14 protein-coding genes are annotated in these 12,363 nt (G+C 67.4%); 3 read left to right on the top strand and 11 right to left on the bottom strand.

Annotation, left to right across the window (positions count from 1 at the left end; genetic code table 11):
* Positions 1 to 51: 51 nt before the first annotated feature.
* The 4 genes from BC358_RS21340 to BC358_RS21325 are packed head-to-tail and all read right to left on the bottom strand — an operon-like array spanning position 52 to position 2,593.
* A complete protein-coding gene (locus tag BC358_RS21340; protein ID WP_066156844.1) occupies positions 52 to 504 on the bottom strand; it encodes a biopolymer transporter ExbD in 453 nt (150 codons plus the stop codon).
* On the bottom strand, positions 501 to 1,166 hold the full coding sequence (locus BC358_RS21335; protein WP_079367382.1) for a MotA/TolQ/ExbB proton channel family protein: 666 nt from the start codon (positions 1,164 to 1,166) through the stop codon (positions 501 to 503). Before BC358_RS21335 ends, BC358_RS21340 begins: the two co-directional genes overlap by 4 nt.
* 27 nt (positions 1,167 to 1,193) lie before the next feature.
* On the bottom strand, positions 1,194 to 2,015 hold the full coding sequence (dapB, locus tag BC358_RS21330; RefSeq protein ID WP_066156849.1) for a 4-hydroxy-tetrahydrodipicolinate reductase: 822 nt from the start codon (positions 2,013 to 2,015) through the stop codon (positions 1,194 to 1,196).
* Positions 2,012 to 2,593 (bottom strand): outer membrane protein assembly factor BamE, encoded by a 582-nt coding sequence (locus BC358_RS21325; protein WP_066157151.1) that lies wholly within the window; start codon positions 2,591 to 2,593, stop codon positions 2,012 to 2,014. Before BC358_RS21325 ends, dapB begins: the two co-directional genes overlap by 4 nt.
* A gap of 174 nt (positions 2,594 to 2,767) precedes the next feature.
* On the opposite strand from BC358_RS21325, the gene fur reads away from it, so the two are divergent.
* Entirely contained in the window at positions 2,768 to 3,211 is a 444-nt protein-coding gene (gene fur, locus BC358_RS21320) for a ferric iron uptake transcriptional regulator (protein ID WP_066156852.1), read from the top strand.
* A gap of 18 nt (positions 3,212 to 3,229) precedes the next feature.
* Here the strand turns inward: fur and hprK are convergent, their stop codons facing one another.
* From hprK to BC358_RS21300, 4 genes are all read right to left on the bottom strand, one after another.
* Positions 3,230 to 4,180, bottom strand: a complete 951-nt coding sequence (hprK, locus tag BC358_RS21315; RefSeq protein ID WP_066156855.1) for an HPr(Ser) kinase/phosphatase — start codon at positions 4,178 to 4,180, stop codon at positions 3,230 to 3,232.
* Between the two features lie 104 nt (positions 4,181 to 4,284).
* A complete protein-coding gene (locus tag BC358_RS21310) occupies positions 4,285 to 4,755 on the bottom strand; it encodes a PTS sugar transporter subunit IIA (protein WP_066156858.1) in 471 nt (156 codons plus the stop codon).
* Positions 4,756 to 4,895: 140 nt separating this feature from the next.
* Positions 4,896 to 5,225, bottom strand: a complete 330-nt coding sequence (hpf, locus tag BC358_RS21305) for a ribosome hibernation-promoting factor, HPF/YfiA family (protein ID WP_066156861.1) — start codon at positions 5,223 to 5,225, stop codon at positions 4,896 to 4,898.
* 152 nt (positions 5,226 to 5,377) lie between these two features.
* A complete protein-coding gene (locus tag BC358_RS21300) occupies positions 5,378 to 6,601 on the bottom strand; it encodes an MFS transporter (RefSeq protein ID WP_079367381.1) in 1,224 nt (407 codons plus the stop codon).
* A gap of 43 nt (positions 6,602 to 6,644) precedes the next feature.
* Between BC358_RS21300 and BC358_RS21295 the strand changes: the two genes are divergently transcribed.
* Together BC358_RS21295 and corA are read left to right on the top strand one after the other, a co-directional pair.
* A complete protein-coding gene (locus BC358_RS21295; RefSeq protein WP_079367380.1) occupies positions 6,645 to 7,913 on the top strand; it encodes a patatin-like phospholipase family protein in 1,269 nt (422 codons plus the stop codon).
* Positions 7,914 to 8,091: 178 nt separating this feature from the next.
* Complete coding sequence (gene corA / locus BC358_RS21290; RefSeq protein ID WP_066156869.1) at positions 8,092 to 9,078, top strand: magnesium/cobalt transporter CorA; 987 nt, start codon at positions 8,092 to 8,094, stop codon at positions 9,076 to 9,078.
* A gap of 25 nt (positions 9,079 to 9,103) precedes the next feature.
* Here corA and BC358_RS21285 read toward each other — a convergent pair whose 3' ends face one another.
* From BC358_RS21285 to BC358_RS21275, 3 genes are all read right to left on the bottom strand, one after another.
* Entirely contained in the window at positions 9,104 to 9,769 is a 666-nt protein-coding gene (locus BC358_RS21285; protein ID WP_079367379.1) for a dihydrodipicolinate reductase, read from the bottom strand.
* Positions 9,766 to 10,515 carry a 5'-methylthioadenosine/adenosylhomocysteine nucleosidase gene (locus BC358_RS21280; protein ID WP_079367378.1) on the bottom strand — a complete coding sequence of 250 codons (750 nt, stop codon included), beginning with the start codon at positions 10,513 to 10,515 and terminating at the stop codon, positions 9,766 to 9,768. The genes BC358_RS21285 and BC358_RS21280 overlap by 4 nt, the downstream gene beginning before the upstream one ends.
* A 64-nt stretch (positions 10,516 to 10,579) precedes the next feature.
* Positions 10,580 to 12,277: a long-chain-fatty-acid--CoA ligase gene (locus tag BC358_RS21275; RefSeq protein ID WP_079367377.1), complete on the bottom strand. Its 1,698-nt coding sequence runs from the start codon at positions 12,275 to 12,277 to the stop codon at positions 10,580 to 10,582.
* Between the last annotated feature and the right edge of the window lie 86 nt (positions 12,278 to 12,363).

Here is a 12,363-nt window from a genome sequence, read left to right as displayed (position 1 = left end):
CGTTCGGAAGGGGCAGCGGACTGCGTCACCCCTGATTTTAGGGCTTGCGGTTCAGCGACCCGGCACCGGCGCGGAGGGTGCGCCCGTAGCCGGATCGGCCACAAAACCGATGCGTGAAAGGCCGACGGACTGCGCCATCCCGATCAGCTGCACCATGCGCCCGTAGGGCACCGCGGTGTCGGCGCGCAGCTGCAGCTCGGTTTCCGGGTCGCGCCTGGCGATCTCTTCCAGGCGCTTCTGGAGCGCGGCCGCATCCACCGGCTGCTCGTCCCAGTAGACCTGACCCTGTGCATCGACGCTGATCGAAACGAAGGCCTCGGGCTCCTCGACCTGGGCGGCCTTGTCTTCGGTCTTGGGAAGCTCCAGCTCCAGCCGGCTGGACATCAGCGGCGCGGTGATGATGAAGATCACCAGCAGCACCAGCATCACGTCCACCAGCGGCGTGACGTTGATGTCGCTGATCGGCTGGTTGCCGCCCGGTTTTTCCAGTCGTCCGAAGCTCACTGCGCACGCTCCTGGTGGTGCACCAGCAGCTCGCGCAGGTCGCGCGCGAAGCCCTCGAGGTCGGCCTCGATGCGGGCGATCTGACGGCCCAGCACGTTGTAGGCCAGCACCGCCGGGATGGCGACGGCCAGGCCGGCCGCTGTCATGACCAGAGCCTCGCCCACGGGGCCAGACACCTGTTCGATGCGGAACTTGCCGTCGATGCCGATCTCGGTGAGCGCGTGATAGATGCCCCACACCGTGCCCAGCAGGCCCACGAAAGGCGCCGTGGAGCCCACGGTGGCCAGCAGCACCTGCCCGAACTGCAGGCGGTGCAGCACCCGGTGCAGCGCATCGCGCAGCACGCGCGTGAGCTGCTGCGAGCGGTCGCCGGCGGCGGCCAGCGTCTGCGGGGCGGCCTGTTCGATGGTGCGGGCGGCCTCCAGCAGAGGCAGCACCAGACGGCGGGGATCGAAGGTCTTGAGGCGCTGCTGCGCCTCGTCGAGGTACCCGGCCTGCCAGAAGGCGGCGGTCGAGGTCTGAACGTCGCGCACCGCCCGGCGCAGGAGCCACCCCTTCCAGAGGATCACGACCCAGCTCGCGACCGACATGGCCAGCAGCAGCAGGGCCACACTGCGGCTGACCGCATCGCCCTGCCAGATGGTTTGCCAGACGCCACCCATGGATCGTTCTCCCTCGTCCCGTCCGGCTCAGCGCAGGCCGAGCACGTCAAACATGTCGTACAGGCCAGCCGACCGGCCGGCCAGGAACCGCACCGCGCGCAGGCTGCCCTGCGCATAGGTGGCGCGGCTGCTGGACTTGTGGGTGATTTCAATGCGCTCGCCGGTGCCGGCGAACAGCACGGTGTGGTCGCCCACAATGTCACCGCCGCGCACGGTTGCAAAACCGATCGTCGACGGATCCCGCTCGCCGGTCACGCCCTCACGGCCGTACACCGCGCAGTCTTTGAGGTTGCGGCCGAGGGCGTCGGCGATCACCTCGCCCATCTTCAGGGCTGTGCCGCTGGGGGCATCGACCTTGTGGCGGTGGTGTGCCTCGATGATCTCGATGTCGTACCCGGTCGACAGGGCCTTGGCCGCCATCTCCAGGAGCTTGAGCGTGACGTTCACACCCACGCTCATGTTGGGCGCCATCACGATGGCGATCGACTTCGTGGCCTCCGCGATCTCGGCCTTCTGCTCATCGCTGAAACCCGTGGTCCCGATCACCAGGTTGACCTTGTGGGCCACACAGGCCTTGAGGTGCGCCATCGTGCCCTCGGGGCGGGTGAAGTCGATCAGCACCTGGCTGCCCGCCAGTCCGGCGGCGAGGTCGGCAGTGATCGCTACCCCTGTGGACCTGCCGGAGAACGCGCCTGCATCGAGGCCGATGGCGGTGCTCGTCGCCACATCCAGCGCGCCGGTCAGCGTGCAGTCACCGCTGCCACGCACCGCGTCGACCAGCATCTGGCCCATGCGGCCACTGGCACCGGCGATGCACACCCGGTGCAGGGAGTCGGTCGCCAGGCTCATCGTGGTGCCCCTGAGGTTTCCAGCGGTGGGTAAGAAGTGGAGGGCGCGGCTGGGGTCGCCGGCGCCGGGGCGGGCGCAGACCCTGCATTGCGCGCCTGGAAGGCCTTGAGCTGCTCTTCGGTGGCCTCCAGTGGCGGCACCTTCTCGGTCTTGCGGCGGGAATCCAGGGACGACACGAACTCGGTTTCGCTGGGGAGTTCGTCCGCCTCGATGCGGTCCATGACGTCGCCCTTGAAGAACACGGTCAACCGGCGCTGCTGCGGCGGCTGTCCCTGGCGCTTGAGGGTGAACACATAGTCCCAGCGGTCGGCATGAAAGACACTGGCCAGCAGCGGCGAGCCCAGCACGCCACGCACCTGGTCGCGCGCCATGCCCGGCTGCAGCGCCTGGGCCTGCTCGCGGGTCACCACATTGCCCTGAAGAACGTCCACCTTGTAGGGCGTCACGAAACCCGCCACGCTGGAGGCGGAAGGCATCTTCTCACCCACGCTGGAACAGGCCCCGAGGGCCATGCAGGCAGCCAGCACCAGTGCGGAGCGTGGCCATGCGCCACTGCGGATACGGGCCTGCGGCTGCATCAGGGGATTCAGGATAGACAGGCGCATGTGCGACTCTCAGATAAAGCGCTCGACCGCGGGGATCCCCGGGTCATTGGCACCACCGCCGCGCGCTGACGATATGATCCGGCCATTGTAGCCCCGGGGTCCAGACAGGATCCGGCGGCCATCCAATTGCCACCCGCTTCTGCCGCCATGTCCAACATCGAAGAACTCAAGAGCACGGGCCTGAAGGCCACCCTGCCGCGGCTGAAGATTCTCGAAGTCTTTCAAAACGCCAAGCGCCGCCACATGACGGCGGAGGACGTCTACCGCATCCTGCTCGAAGAGCACTCCGACATTGGCCTCGCCACGGTCTACCGCGTGCTGATGCAGTTCGAGCAGGCCGGCCTGCTCTCGCGCAGCAACTTTGAGTCGGGCAAGGCCGTCTACGAACTCAACGAGGGCCAGCACCACGACCACCTGGTGTGCCTGGACTGTGGTCGGGTCGAGGAGTTCTTCGATCCGGAAATCGAAAAGCGCCAGCAGATGATTGCCAAAACCCGGGGGTTTGTGCTCCAGGAACACGCCCTCTCGCTGTACGCCACGTGCAGCAAGGCGGATTGCCCGCACCGCGCCACACCGGCGGATCACCGCTGACCCGTCGCGGTCCCTGATTCACTCGCTGCGCATCATGGCCGCGCGGTGCCGTGAGACGAATTCCTGGTAGGTGTCGATGCCGCGGAACTGCAGGATGGTGTTGCGCACCGCGGCCTCCACCAACACGGCGATGTTGCGGCCGGCCACCACCTGGATCACGGCCTTTCTCACCGGTACGCCCAGCACATCCTGGTACAGGGGCTCGTGCGGCATCCGGTCGTAGTCCCGCTCCATGGTTTCTTTTCGAACCAGGTGCACGATGAGCTGCAGCCTCATCTTGCGGCGCACCGCGGTCTCGCCAAAGATGGCCTTGATGTCCAGCAGGCCGATGCCGCGCACCTCCAGCAGGTTTTGCAGCAACTCGGGGCAGCGGCCCTCCACGCTGGTCTGGTTGATGCGGTAGAGATCCACCGCGTCGTCGGCCACCAGGCCGTGACCGCGGGAGATGAGTTCCAGCCCCAGTTCGCTCTTGCCCAGGCCCGACTCGCCGGTGATCATGACGCCCATGCCCAGGATGTCCATGAACACGCCGTGCATGGACGACCGGTCGGCGAAGTGCCGGGAGAGGTAGGCCCGCAACACGTCGATCACGAACGCGGCCGGCTCGGGCGTCGCGAACATCGGGATCTGTGCACGTTCGGCCATCGCCATCAGCGGATCAGGCACCGCCTGGCCGTCGGCCACGATCAGCACCGGCGGCTCCAGGGTCACGATGCGCGCGATGCGGCGCCGGTTGTCGTCGTCGCTGGGGCTGGTGAGGTAGGCCATCTCCCTCTCACCGAACACCTGGACACGGTACGGATGGATGTAGTTGAGGTAGCCAACCAGGTCGGCGCCCGAGCGGGCTTCGCGCACCGCAACCTCGTCAAACCGGCGCTCGGACGCTCCGAGCCCGGCGACCCATTGCCATTTCAGCGCATCGCGGTGGTCTTCGAAAAGAACGTCGGCACTGACAACGGTGGGCTTCATGAAACGACGTTGGAAGGGCCTGCCACCAGGCCACCCTAAGGCAAGACCAGCCCCCTCGGGGGGCAGCGACCCGCGCAGCGGTGGAGCGTGGGGGCAGGCAAGTCTTATGCGGCCGCGTGGGCCGACTGCCAACCGGTGATGAGCGCGTGCAGGGCGGCCGCGTCGGTCGAGTTCTTCATCTGCTCGCGCAGCGGGCTGTCGCTGAGCAGTTCGGCGATCTCGGAGAGGATTTCCAGATGCTTCTGCGTGGCGGCTTCCGGCACCAGCAGGAAGATCATCAGCTGCACCGGCTGTTCGTCGGGCGCGTCGAAGCCGATCGGGTTGCCCAGCTGGAACACGGCGGCCAGCGGCTGCTTGAGGCCCTTGATGCGACCATGGGGAATGGCCACGCCATGACCCAGCCCGGTGGAGCCCAGGCGCTCCCGGGCGAACAGGCTGTCGGTGATCAGCGCACGGTTGAGACCATGCAGGGTTTCAAACAGAAGGCCCGCCTCTTCAAAAGCACGCTTCTTGCTGGTGGCGTCCACACCAACGAGCACTTGGGTGGCAGGCAGGATCACGGATAGACGGTTCATTGGGGCCTCTTCGGAGCGCAAATTATGCCGAGTTGAGGATGCTTGCCTAGACAGCAGGTACAAAAAAGCCGCTTGACTTTCCAAGCGGCTTGTTGCATTGCAGCACGCGCGGCGCCAAGGCGGCCGGCCGCAGCGGGGACTCACATCAGCCGTTTGGCCGAATCGTGGTGGTGATCTTGCGCCTTGTCCTTGTAGCGCAGCACCTGACGGTCCAACTTGTCGGCCAGTTCATCGACAGCGGCGTACAGATCGGCGTGAGCCGATTCGGCAAACAGGTCTTTCCCCTTGACATGGATGTTGCATTCGGCCTTCTGCCGTTGGTCTTTCTCCTTGAGGTTGTCCACCGTCAGCAGCACCTTGATGTCGACCACCTGGTCGAAGTGTCGGGAGATGCGTTCCAGTTTGGAAGTGACGTAACCGCGCAGGGCGGGGGTGACTTCGAGGTGGTGACCGCTGATCGTCAGGTTCATACAAGAGCCTCCTAATGCTCCGGGTTGACACAAGCCGCCGGTGGGGCGGACCCCCCTGCGGCCTCGGGGATGTCTTGAACCCACTATGCCCACGATTGCGCCGGGGCGCAAGCCCGCAGCGCAACAAAGGACATCAAAGAAAACCTTGGCATTCATGCCCGTCCGGCGGGTGCGGCCGAATGGATGACCAGGCGGCGCGCCAGAGAGATGGACGCCAGACTGGCACCGACGCCAATCACCCCCGCCACCCAGTAGTTCTGCACCTGTCCTGCGGCATCGCGACCGATGACCAGGCCGGACAGGAACGAGGCGAACCCCATCGAAGCCGACTGCACCGCCCCGTTGAGCGCCATGAAGGTGCCACGCAGGGACGGATCGGCGGCTCCGGTGAGGGCCATGCCGGGGATCATTCGCCCGCTGAGAAACACGAACAAGGCCGTGGTGGCCACCAGGATCACCGGCAAGGGCCAGGGCGGCAGCAACGTCATCGTCAGGATCGGCGCGGTGACGATGGCGGCCAGCGCGCTGAACACGGCCACCTTGCCCCGGCGGTCGGTCAGGCGACCGATCCAGCGGGCGGTGACCAGGGTGGTGACACCGCCGACCAGGTAGATGTAGGGCACCTGCTCCGGCAGAACGCCGGCGTTGGACTGCAGGTAGATGGTGATGAACGGAATCACGCAGAACCCTGCGAACACCAGCAGCGCGGAAAAGCCGAACGCCCGCAGATGGTTGCGATTGGCCAGCACGCGGCCGATGGCGCGCAAGGCCGACGGCTTGCCGTGGGCGTGCAGATGGCCGCGCAGTGGAGGCAGCGTGAGCGCCGCCGCGACCGCCAGCACACCGCTGAGACCGGCAATGGCCAGGAACGGCAGTTGCCAGCCCCAGTAAGAGGCCAGGAACAGGCCGATCGGCAAACCGGCCACCGTGGAGAACGAGAACGAGGACATCACGATGCCCATGGCGCGCCCGCGCCGCTCGAACGGCACCACGTCGGCCACGATGGTCTGCGACAGCGCCGACAGCACGCCACCGAACAACCCGGCGGCGACGCGCGCCGCCATCAGGAAGCCATAGCCGGGCGCCAGGCCACAGGCCAGGGTGGCCAGCGCGAACAGCCCGTACAGCACCAGCAGCAGCCGCTTGCGGTCGAAACGGTCGACATAGGTCGCTGCCGCAAGGCCGGAGAACCCGGCCGAGAATGTGTAGGCCGACACCAGCAAACCGAACTGCGCATCGCTGATGCCGAACAGCTGCGTGAACTGCGGCCCCAGCGGCATCATGATCATGAAATCGAGGATGTGCGTGAACTGGATGCCGGCGATGGTCAGCAGCAGCCAGCGCTCGCGGCCGGGAGCGAGGGAATGTTGTGTCATGATTTTCGGAACAGCCCGCCACTGTAAGCGCAGGCCCTCTTCTGTGTCCCTCGATACGCTGATCTCCTACAACCTGCTGAGCCCCGCTCCTGCACCGGCGGACGACGGCGCCTGTGCGCTGGTCCTGATGGGTGGCGGTGCGCGCACCGCCTACCAGGCGGGTGTGCTCAAGGCCATCGCCGTGATGCACGGCCACTGGCGCAACGACGGAACGGTGACCGACCACGGGTTTCCCTTCCGCTGGCTTTTCGGCACCTCGGCCGGCGCGCTCAACGCCACCTTTCTGGCCAGCCGTGCCGCGCTGGATCTGCAGGCCTTTCATGACCTGGCCGCGTTCTGGAGCGCCCTGCGGTCAGAACGCGTCTACCGGCTGGACGCGCCGACCTGGGTGCGGGCCAACCGCGTCGTCGCCGGACTGACGCTGGCGCGCCAGGTGCGCCGTCACCGCGCCCTGCTCGACACACTGCCACTGGTGGACACCCTGCACCGGGCCATCGATCTGCGCAGCCTGGAACTCGGGCTGGCCGATGGCCACCTGGAGGCCCTCGGCGTGACCGCTTCCAGCTATTCCACCGGCGAACACTGGACCTTCTGCCAGACCCGGCCGAAGCACCCGGTGCCGCCCTGGCACCGGCCGGGCCGGCGCGCCGACTTCCAGCCCGTCACAGTGGAGCACCTGATGGCCTCCAGCGCGATCCCCTTCCTGTTTCCGGCCGTGCCGCTGTGGGTCGACGGCCACCGGGAGCATTTCGGGGATGGCTCGATGCGCCAGCTCTCGCCGCTGTCGCCCGCCATCCATTTCGGCGCACGGCGCATCCTGGCCATCGGCGCCGGCCAGCCCCAGCGCTCGGGACTGGCGGTCCGCGTGGCCGACGAGCCCACCGCCGGCACCATCGCCGGCCACGCCATGGCCAGCGTGTTCCACGACACGTTGCAGGCCGATGTCGAGCAGGCCCAGCGCGTGAGCCAGACCATTGCGCAGCTGCCCCAGGGACTGGCCACCGCCCTGCCCTACCACCCGGTGCGGGTGCTGGCCCTGCAGCCCAGCTTCTCCCTGGACGAGCTGACCCACAAACACATCGCCAGCCTGCCCGCGGCCACCCGCAACACGCTGATCGGCCTGGGCGCGCTGGACACCGGGCGCGGTGCGGCCGGCAGCGCGGCCTCGCTGGCCAGCTACCTGATGTTCGAGCCACCCTTCGTCAACGCGCTGATGGAGCTGGGCGAACACGATGCCTGGCGCCGCCAGGCCGAAATCAAGGCCTTTTTCGCGCCTCTCGCCGCCTCTTCGCCCGGTGTGGCGATGCCATAATCCGGTCTTCCCGTTCCCGAAAGAGCCTCATGGAAAGCACACCTCCCAGTTGTGTGCTTTCAGCCCTCCCCGCGACCGTCTGATGCGCAGGCGGCCGGCCGGCTGAAAGCGCCGCCCGAACCGCCCACCGGCGCGCCCCCGCGCCCGGTTTCGCCAGACCACCCGCCCGGGAGCCCCCATGCTCAACGTCTTCACCCTGGCCAATGGCCGCCTGTTCCAGGAAGAAATCGAGTCGCTCGAAGCGCTGACCCGATTCAAGCCCATCTGGGTCGACCTGGAGAACCCCACGCCCGAAGAGCGGCGCTGGGTCAAGCAGCACTTCGGCCTGTCCATCCCCGAAGACGCGATGGACGACGACATCGAGGAGTCGGCCCGCTTCTTCGAGGAAGACAACGGCGAACTGCACATCCGCTCGGACTTCCTGATCGATGACGAAGAGAACCCGCGCGCCATCCGCGTGGCCTTCATCCTCAACCAGCACAACGCCGAGCTCAAGAGCCAGGGCGTGCTGTTCTCCATCCACGACGAGGACGTGCCGGTGTTCCGCCTGCTGCGCATGCGCGCGCGCCGCATGCCCGGCCTGATCGAGGACGCCAAGGACGTGCTGCTGATGCTGTTCGACGCCGACGCCGAGTACTGCGCCGACACGCTGGAAGACATCTACGACGACCTTGAGACGGTCAGCCGCCAGGTGCTCGCAGGCGACGTGACAGACAACAAGGCCGGCGAGGTGCTGGCCGCCATCGCGCGCCACGAGGACATGAGCGGCCGCATCCGCCGCAACGTGATGGACACGCGCCGCGCGGTGAGCTTCCTGATGCGCAGTCGCATGCTCAACGCTGAACAGTTCGAGGACGCGCGCCAGATCCTGCGCGACCTTGACTCGCTGGACGGCCACACCGCGTTCCTGTTCGACAAGATCAACTTCCTGATGGACGCGACGGTCGGTTTCATCAACATCAACCAGAACAAGATCATCAAGATCTTCTCGGTGGCCAGCGTCGCGCTGCTGCCACCGACGCTGATCGCCAGCCTGTACGGCATGAACTTCCAGTACATGCCAGAGCTGAGCCAGAAGTGGGGCTACCCGTTTGCGCTGGGGCTGATGGTGCTGTCGGCCGTGGTGCCGATGCTGTACTTCCGCAAGCGCGGCTGGCTCAAGTGATGCAGGGCCGTGAGGCCGGGGCCGGTCAGAGCCAGCCCTTGTCGATGAACTCGACCACGTCGTGGCAGCGCGGCTCCAGCGGATGGGCCAGCGCCGCGCCAACGATGCGCCGCACACCCTCGGCATAGGGCGCGCCGCCCGTCACCAGGGTCTCCAGGCGCAGCCGGCAGTCGCCCTCGCCGATCTCGATGCGGTGGAAGGCGTGGCGCCCCAGGTCGGCGGCCGGGATGCCCAGCCCGCCCGACTGTTGCGCCGGATCGCGCACCGAGACGATGGCCTCGGGCGACAGGCCCAGCGACGCCGCCAGGGCCACCGCCGTGCCCGGCACCGAGGTCTTGCCGGCCTGGTGCGACTCGGTCAGGCGCATGGGCTCACCGCGGAACCACGGCCCGCAACGCGCGAGCATGGCCATGAACTTGAGCATCAGCAGGTTGGCGTTGGCGCAGACCACCACCGGCACGCCATCGGCCAGGTCCGCAATGCCGGTGCCGGTGGACAGCTCGATCAGCGGCAGCGCGCGTTCGCGGCAGAAGCGCAGGATCTCCGGCAGCTCGCGCCCGGAGCCGGCGTGCACCACGGCCCGCACCGCATCCGTCCGGTCGCGCCAGGGCCGGGCGTCGGGCGCCAGGCCCGCGAGCAGTTCGCGCGCCAGCTTGCCGGAGCCGGCGATCAGGAGAGGCGGGGTGTTCATGTCCGCAGCAGGGTGTCGATCAGCGCGCCGCTGTAGCGGCTGGCCACCTCGCGCAGGAAGCGCGGGAAGTCCACGTGCGCCGCGTCGTCGGCGCGGTCGGAGATGGTGCGCACCACCGCCAGCGGCACGCCGAAGTCGTGGCAGACCTGGGCGAAGGCCGCGCCCTCCATCTCCACCGCCAGGGCGTCCGGCAGCTCGCGCTGCAGCGCAACGCTCTCGGCGGTGGTGGCGACGAAGCGGTCGCCGCTGATCAGCAGGCCCTGGTGCAGGCGCGGCGCCTGCAGGCCGAAGGCGTCCACCGTCGAGGTGCCGAGCTGCTGCGGCAGGCTGTGCAGCATGCGCTCGCAGGCCAGCTCCAGCGCGTCGGCCAGGGCCGCGTCGGCCTCGAAGCGGGCACGGCCGTACAGCGGCACCTCGTGGCGGGGAAACAGCGGCGAGGCGTCCATGTCGTGCTGCAGGAACGAGCGCGCCAGCACCACGTCTCCCACCTTCACGCCCGGGCCCAGTCCGCCGGCCACGCCGGTGAACACGATGCGCTGCACCTTGAAGCGGTCGATCAGCAGGGTCGCGGTCGTGGCGGCCGACACCTTGCCGATGCCCGACAGCACCGCCACCACGTCCTGCCCGTGCAGATGACCGACCCAGAACTCGCGCCCGCCCACCACCTCTTTCTGCTCGTCGGGCATCAGCGCCAGCACGCTGGCGAGTTCGTCGTGCAGCGCGGCGACGATGGCGGTTCGGGTCATGCAACGGCTCCGGAAATGACAAAGGCGGCCGAAGCCGCCCTGTCATTGTGTCGCAGGCGCTGCGTCACTTCTTGTCTCTGAGTTCGCGCCGGAGAATCTTGCCCACCGGCGTCTTGGGCATCTCCTCACGGAACTCGACCACCTTGGGCTGCTTGTAGCCGGTGAGGTTGGCCTTGCAGAACTCGCGCACCTGGGCTTCGGTCAGCGCCGGGTCTTTCTTGACGATCACCAGCTTGACCGCCTCGCCCGACTTCTCGTCGGGCACGCCGACCACTGCGCACTCCATCACGCCCGGCAGCTGGGCCACCACGTCCTCGACCTCGTTGGGATAGACGTTGAAGCCGCTGACCAGCACCATGTCCTTCTTGCGGTCCACGATCTTGAAGTAGCCGCGCGCGTCCATGATGCCCACGTCGCCGGTCTTGAAGAAGCCGTCGGCGGTCATGACCTTGGCGGTTTCGTCGGGCCGTTGCCAGTAACCCGCCATGACCTGCGGTCCCTTGATCGCGATCTCGCCCGGCTGGCCCTGCGGCACTTCGTTGCCCTCGTCGTCCAGGCACTTGAGCCACGTGTTCGGCAGGGGCACGCCGATGGTTCCGGTGAACTCGGTGTTGGTCACCGGGTTGCAGGTGGCCGACGGGCTGGTCTCGGACAGGCCGTAGCCCTCGCAGATCGGGCAGCCGGTCTTCTCCAGCCACAGCTTGGCGACCGCGCCCTGCACCGCCATGCCGCCGCCCACGGACACCTTGAGGTTGCGCCAGTTGACGGTGTGGAAGTCGGGGTGGTTGGCCAGGCCGTTGAACAGCGTGTTGACCGCCGGGAAGCTGTGGAAGGTGTGCTTGCTCAGCTCCTTGAGCACTGCCGGCAGGTCGCGCGGGTTGGGGATCAGGATCACTTTGCCGCCGGTGCGCATGCCCAGCATCATGTTCACCGTGAAAGCGAAGATGTGGTACAGCGGCAGGGCGCAGACGCTGGTGGTCTGCTCGCCGGCCGGCACCTTGCTCATGACCGGCGCGTTCCAGGCCTCGGACTGCAAGACGTTGGCCAGCACGTTGCGGTGCAGCAGCACCGCGCCCTTGGAGACACCGGTGGTGCCGCCGGTGTACTGCAGCACCGCCACATCGTCGGGCCGGATGTCCGGCCGCTTGAGCGTGCCGCGCGTGCCGCGTGCAATGGCCTCGTTGAAGCGCACCGCCTGCGGCAGGTCGAAGGCCGGCACCATCTTCTTCACGTTGCGCACCACGTAGTTGACGATGCCGCCCTTGATCAGGCCCAGCTGGTCGCCCATGGCGGCCAGCACCACGTGCTTGACCGGCGTCGCAGCGATGCACTGCTCCAGCGTCGCGGCGAAGTTCTCGATGATGACGATGGCCTTGGCGCCCGAGTCCTTGAGCTGGTGCTCCAGCTCGCGCGCGGTGTAGAGCGGGTTGACGTTGACCACCACGAAGCCGGCGCGCAGGATGCCGGCCACCGCCACCGGGTACTGCGGCACGTTGGGCATCATGATCGCGACGCGATCGCCCTTGACCAGCCCGAGGCCCTGCAGATAGGCCGCGAACGCCTGGGACAGGCTGTCGACCTGCGCATAGCCCACGTCCTTGCCCATGAAACTGTAGGCGGTGCTGGCGGCGTGCTTCTGGAAGCTCTCTTCCAGCAGGTGCACCAGCGAGGGGTATTGCTCGACGTCGATGTCGGCCGGCACACCGTCCGGATACGCACCCAGCCAGGGGCGGGCGGCGGACGCCTGCGTCGGTTCAGTCATGAGAGGGTCTCCAGGGTCGATGTTGTCGTTCAGCATGCATTTTCCCGTTCAGGCCCGGAACCCCGAGCGCGTGTTTTCCCTGACGC

Source organism: Hydrogenophaga sp. H7, assembly GCF_002025745.1.
GTDB classification, from domain to species: domain Bacteria; phylum Pseudomonadota; class Gammaproteobacteria; order Burkholderiales; family Burkholderiaceae_C; genus Hydrogenophaga; species Hydrogenophaga pseudoflava.
The sequence above is the reverse complement of the archived record's forward strand: the minus strand, read 5'-3'. Positions and strand labels throughout refer to the sequence as shown.

Bases quoted from the DNA above. Each gene is read 5' to 3' on its own strand.
- BC358_RS21310 (WP_066156858.1), bottom strand. From the start codon at position 4,755: ATGAACCGTCTATCCGTGATCCTGCCTGCCACCCAAGTGCTCGTTGGT.
- BC358_RS21275 (WP_079367377.1), bottom strand. From the start codon at position 12,277: ATGACTGAACCGACGCAGGCGTCCGCCGCCCGCCCCTGGCTGGGTGCG.
- BC358_RS21300 (WP_079367381.1), bottom strand. From the start codon at position 6,601: ATGACACAACATTCCCTCGCTCCCGGCCGCGAGCGCTGGCTGCTGCTG.
- hpf (WP_066156861.1), bottom strand. From the start codon at position 5,225: ATGAACCTGACGATCAGCGGTCACCACCTCGAAGTCACCCCCGCCCTG.
- BC358_RS21285 (WP_079367379.1), bottom strand. From the start codon at position 9,769: ATGAACACCCCGCCTCTCCTGATCGCCGGCTCCGGCAAGCTGGCGCGC.
- dapB (WP_066156849.1), bottom strand. From the start codon at position 2,015: ATGAGCCTGGCGACCGACTCCCTGCACCGGGTGTGCATCGCCGGTGCC.
- BC358_RS21335 (WP_079367382.1), bottom strand. From the start codon at position 1,166: ATGGGTGGCGTCTGGCAAACCATCTGGCAGGGCGATGCGGTCAGCCGC.
- fur (WP_066156852.1), top strand. From the start codon at position 2,768: ATGTCCAACATCGAAGAACTCAAGAGCACGGGCCTGAAGGCCACCCTG.
- BC358_RS21280 (WP_079367378.1), bottom strand. From the start codon at position 10,515: ATGACCCGAACCGCCATCGTCGCCGCGCTGCACGACGAACTCGCCAGC.
- hprK (WP_066156855.1), bottom strand. From the start codon at position 4,180: ATGAAGCCCACCGTTGTCAGTGCCGACGTTCTTTTCGAAGACCACCGC.
- BC358_RS21325 (WP_066157151.1), bottom strand. From the start codon at position 2,593: ATGCAGCCGCAGGCCCGTATCCGCAGTGGCGCATGGCCACGCTCCGCA.
- corA (WP_066156869.1), top strand. From the start codon at position 8,092: ATGCTCAACGTCTTCACCCTGGCCAATGGCCGCCTGTTCCAGGAAGAA.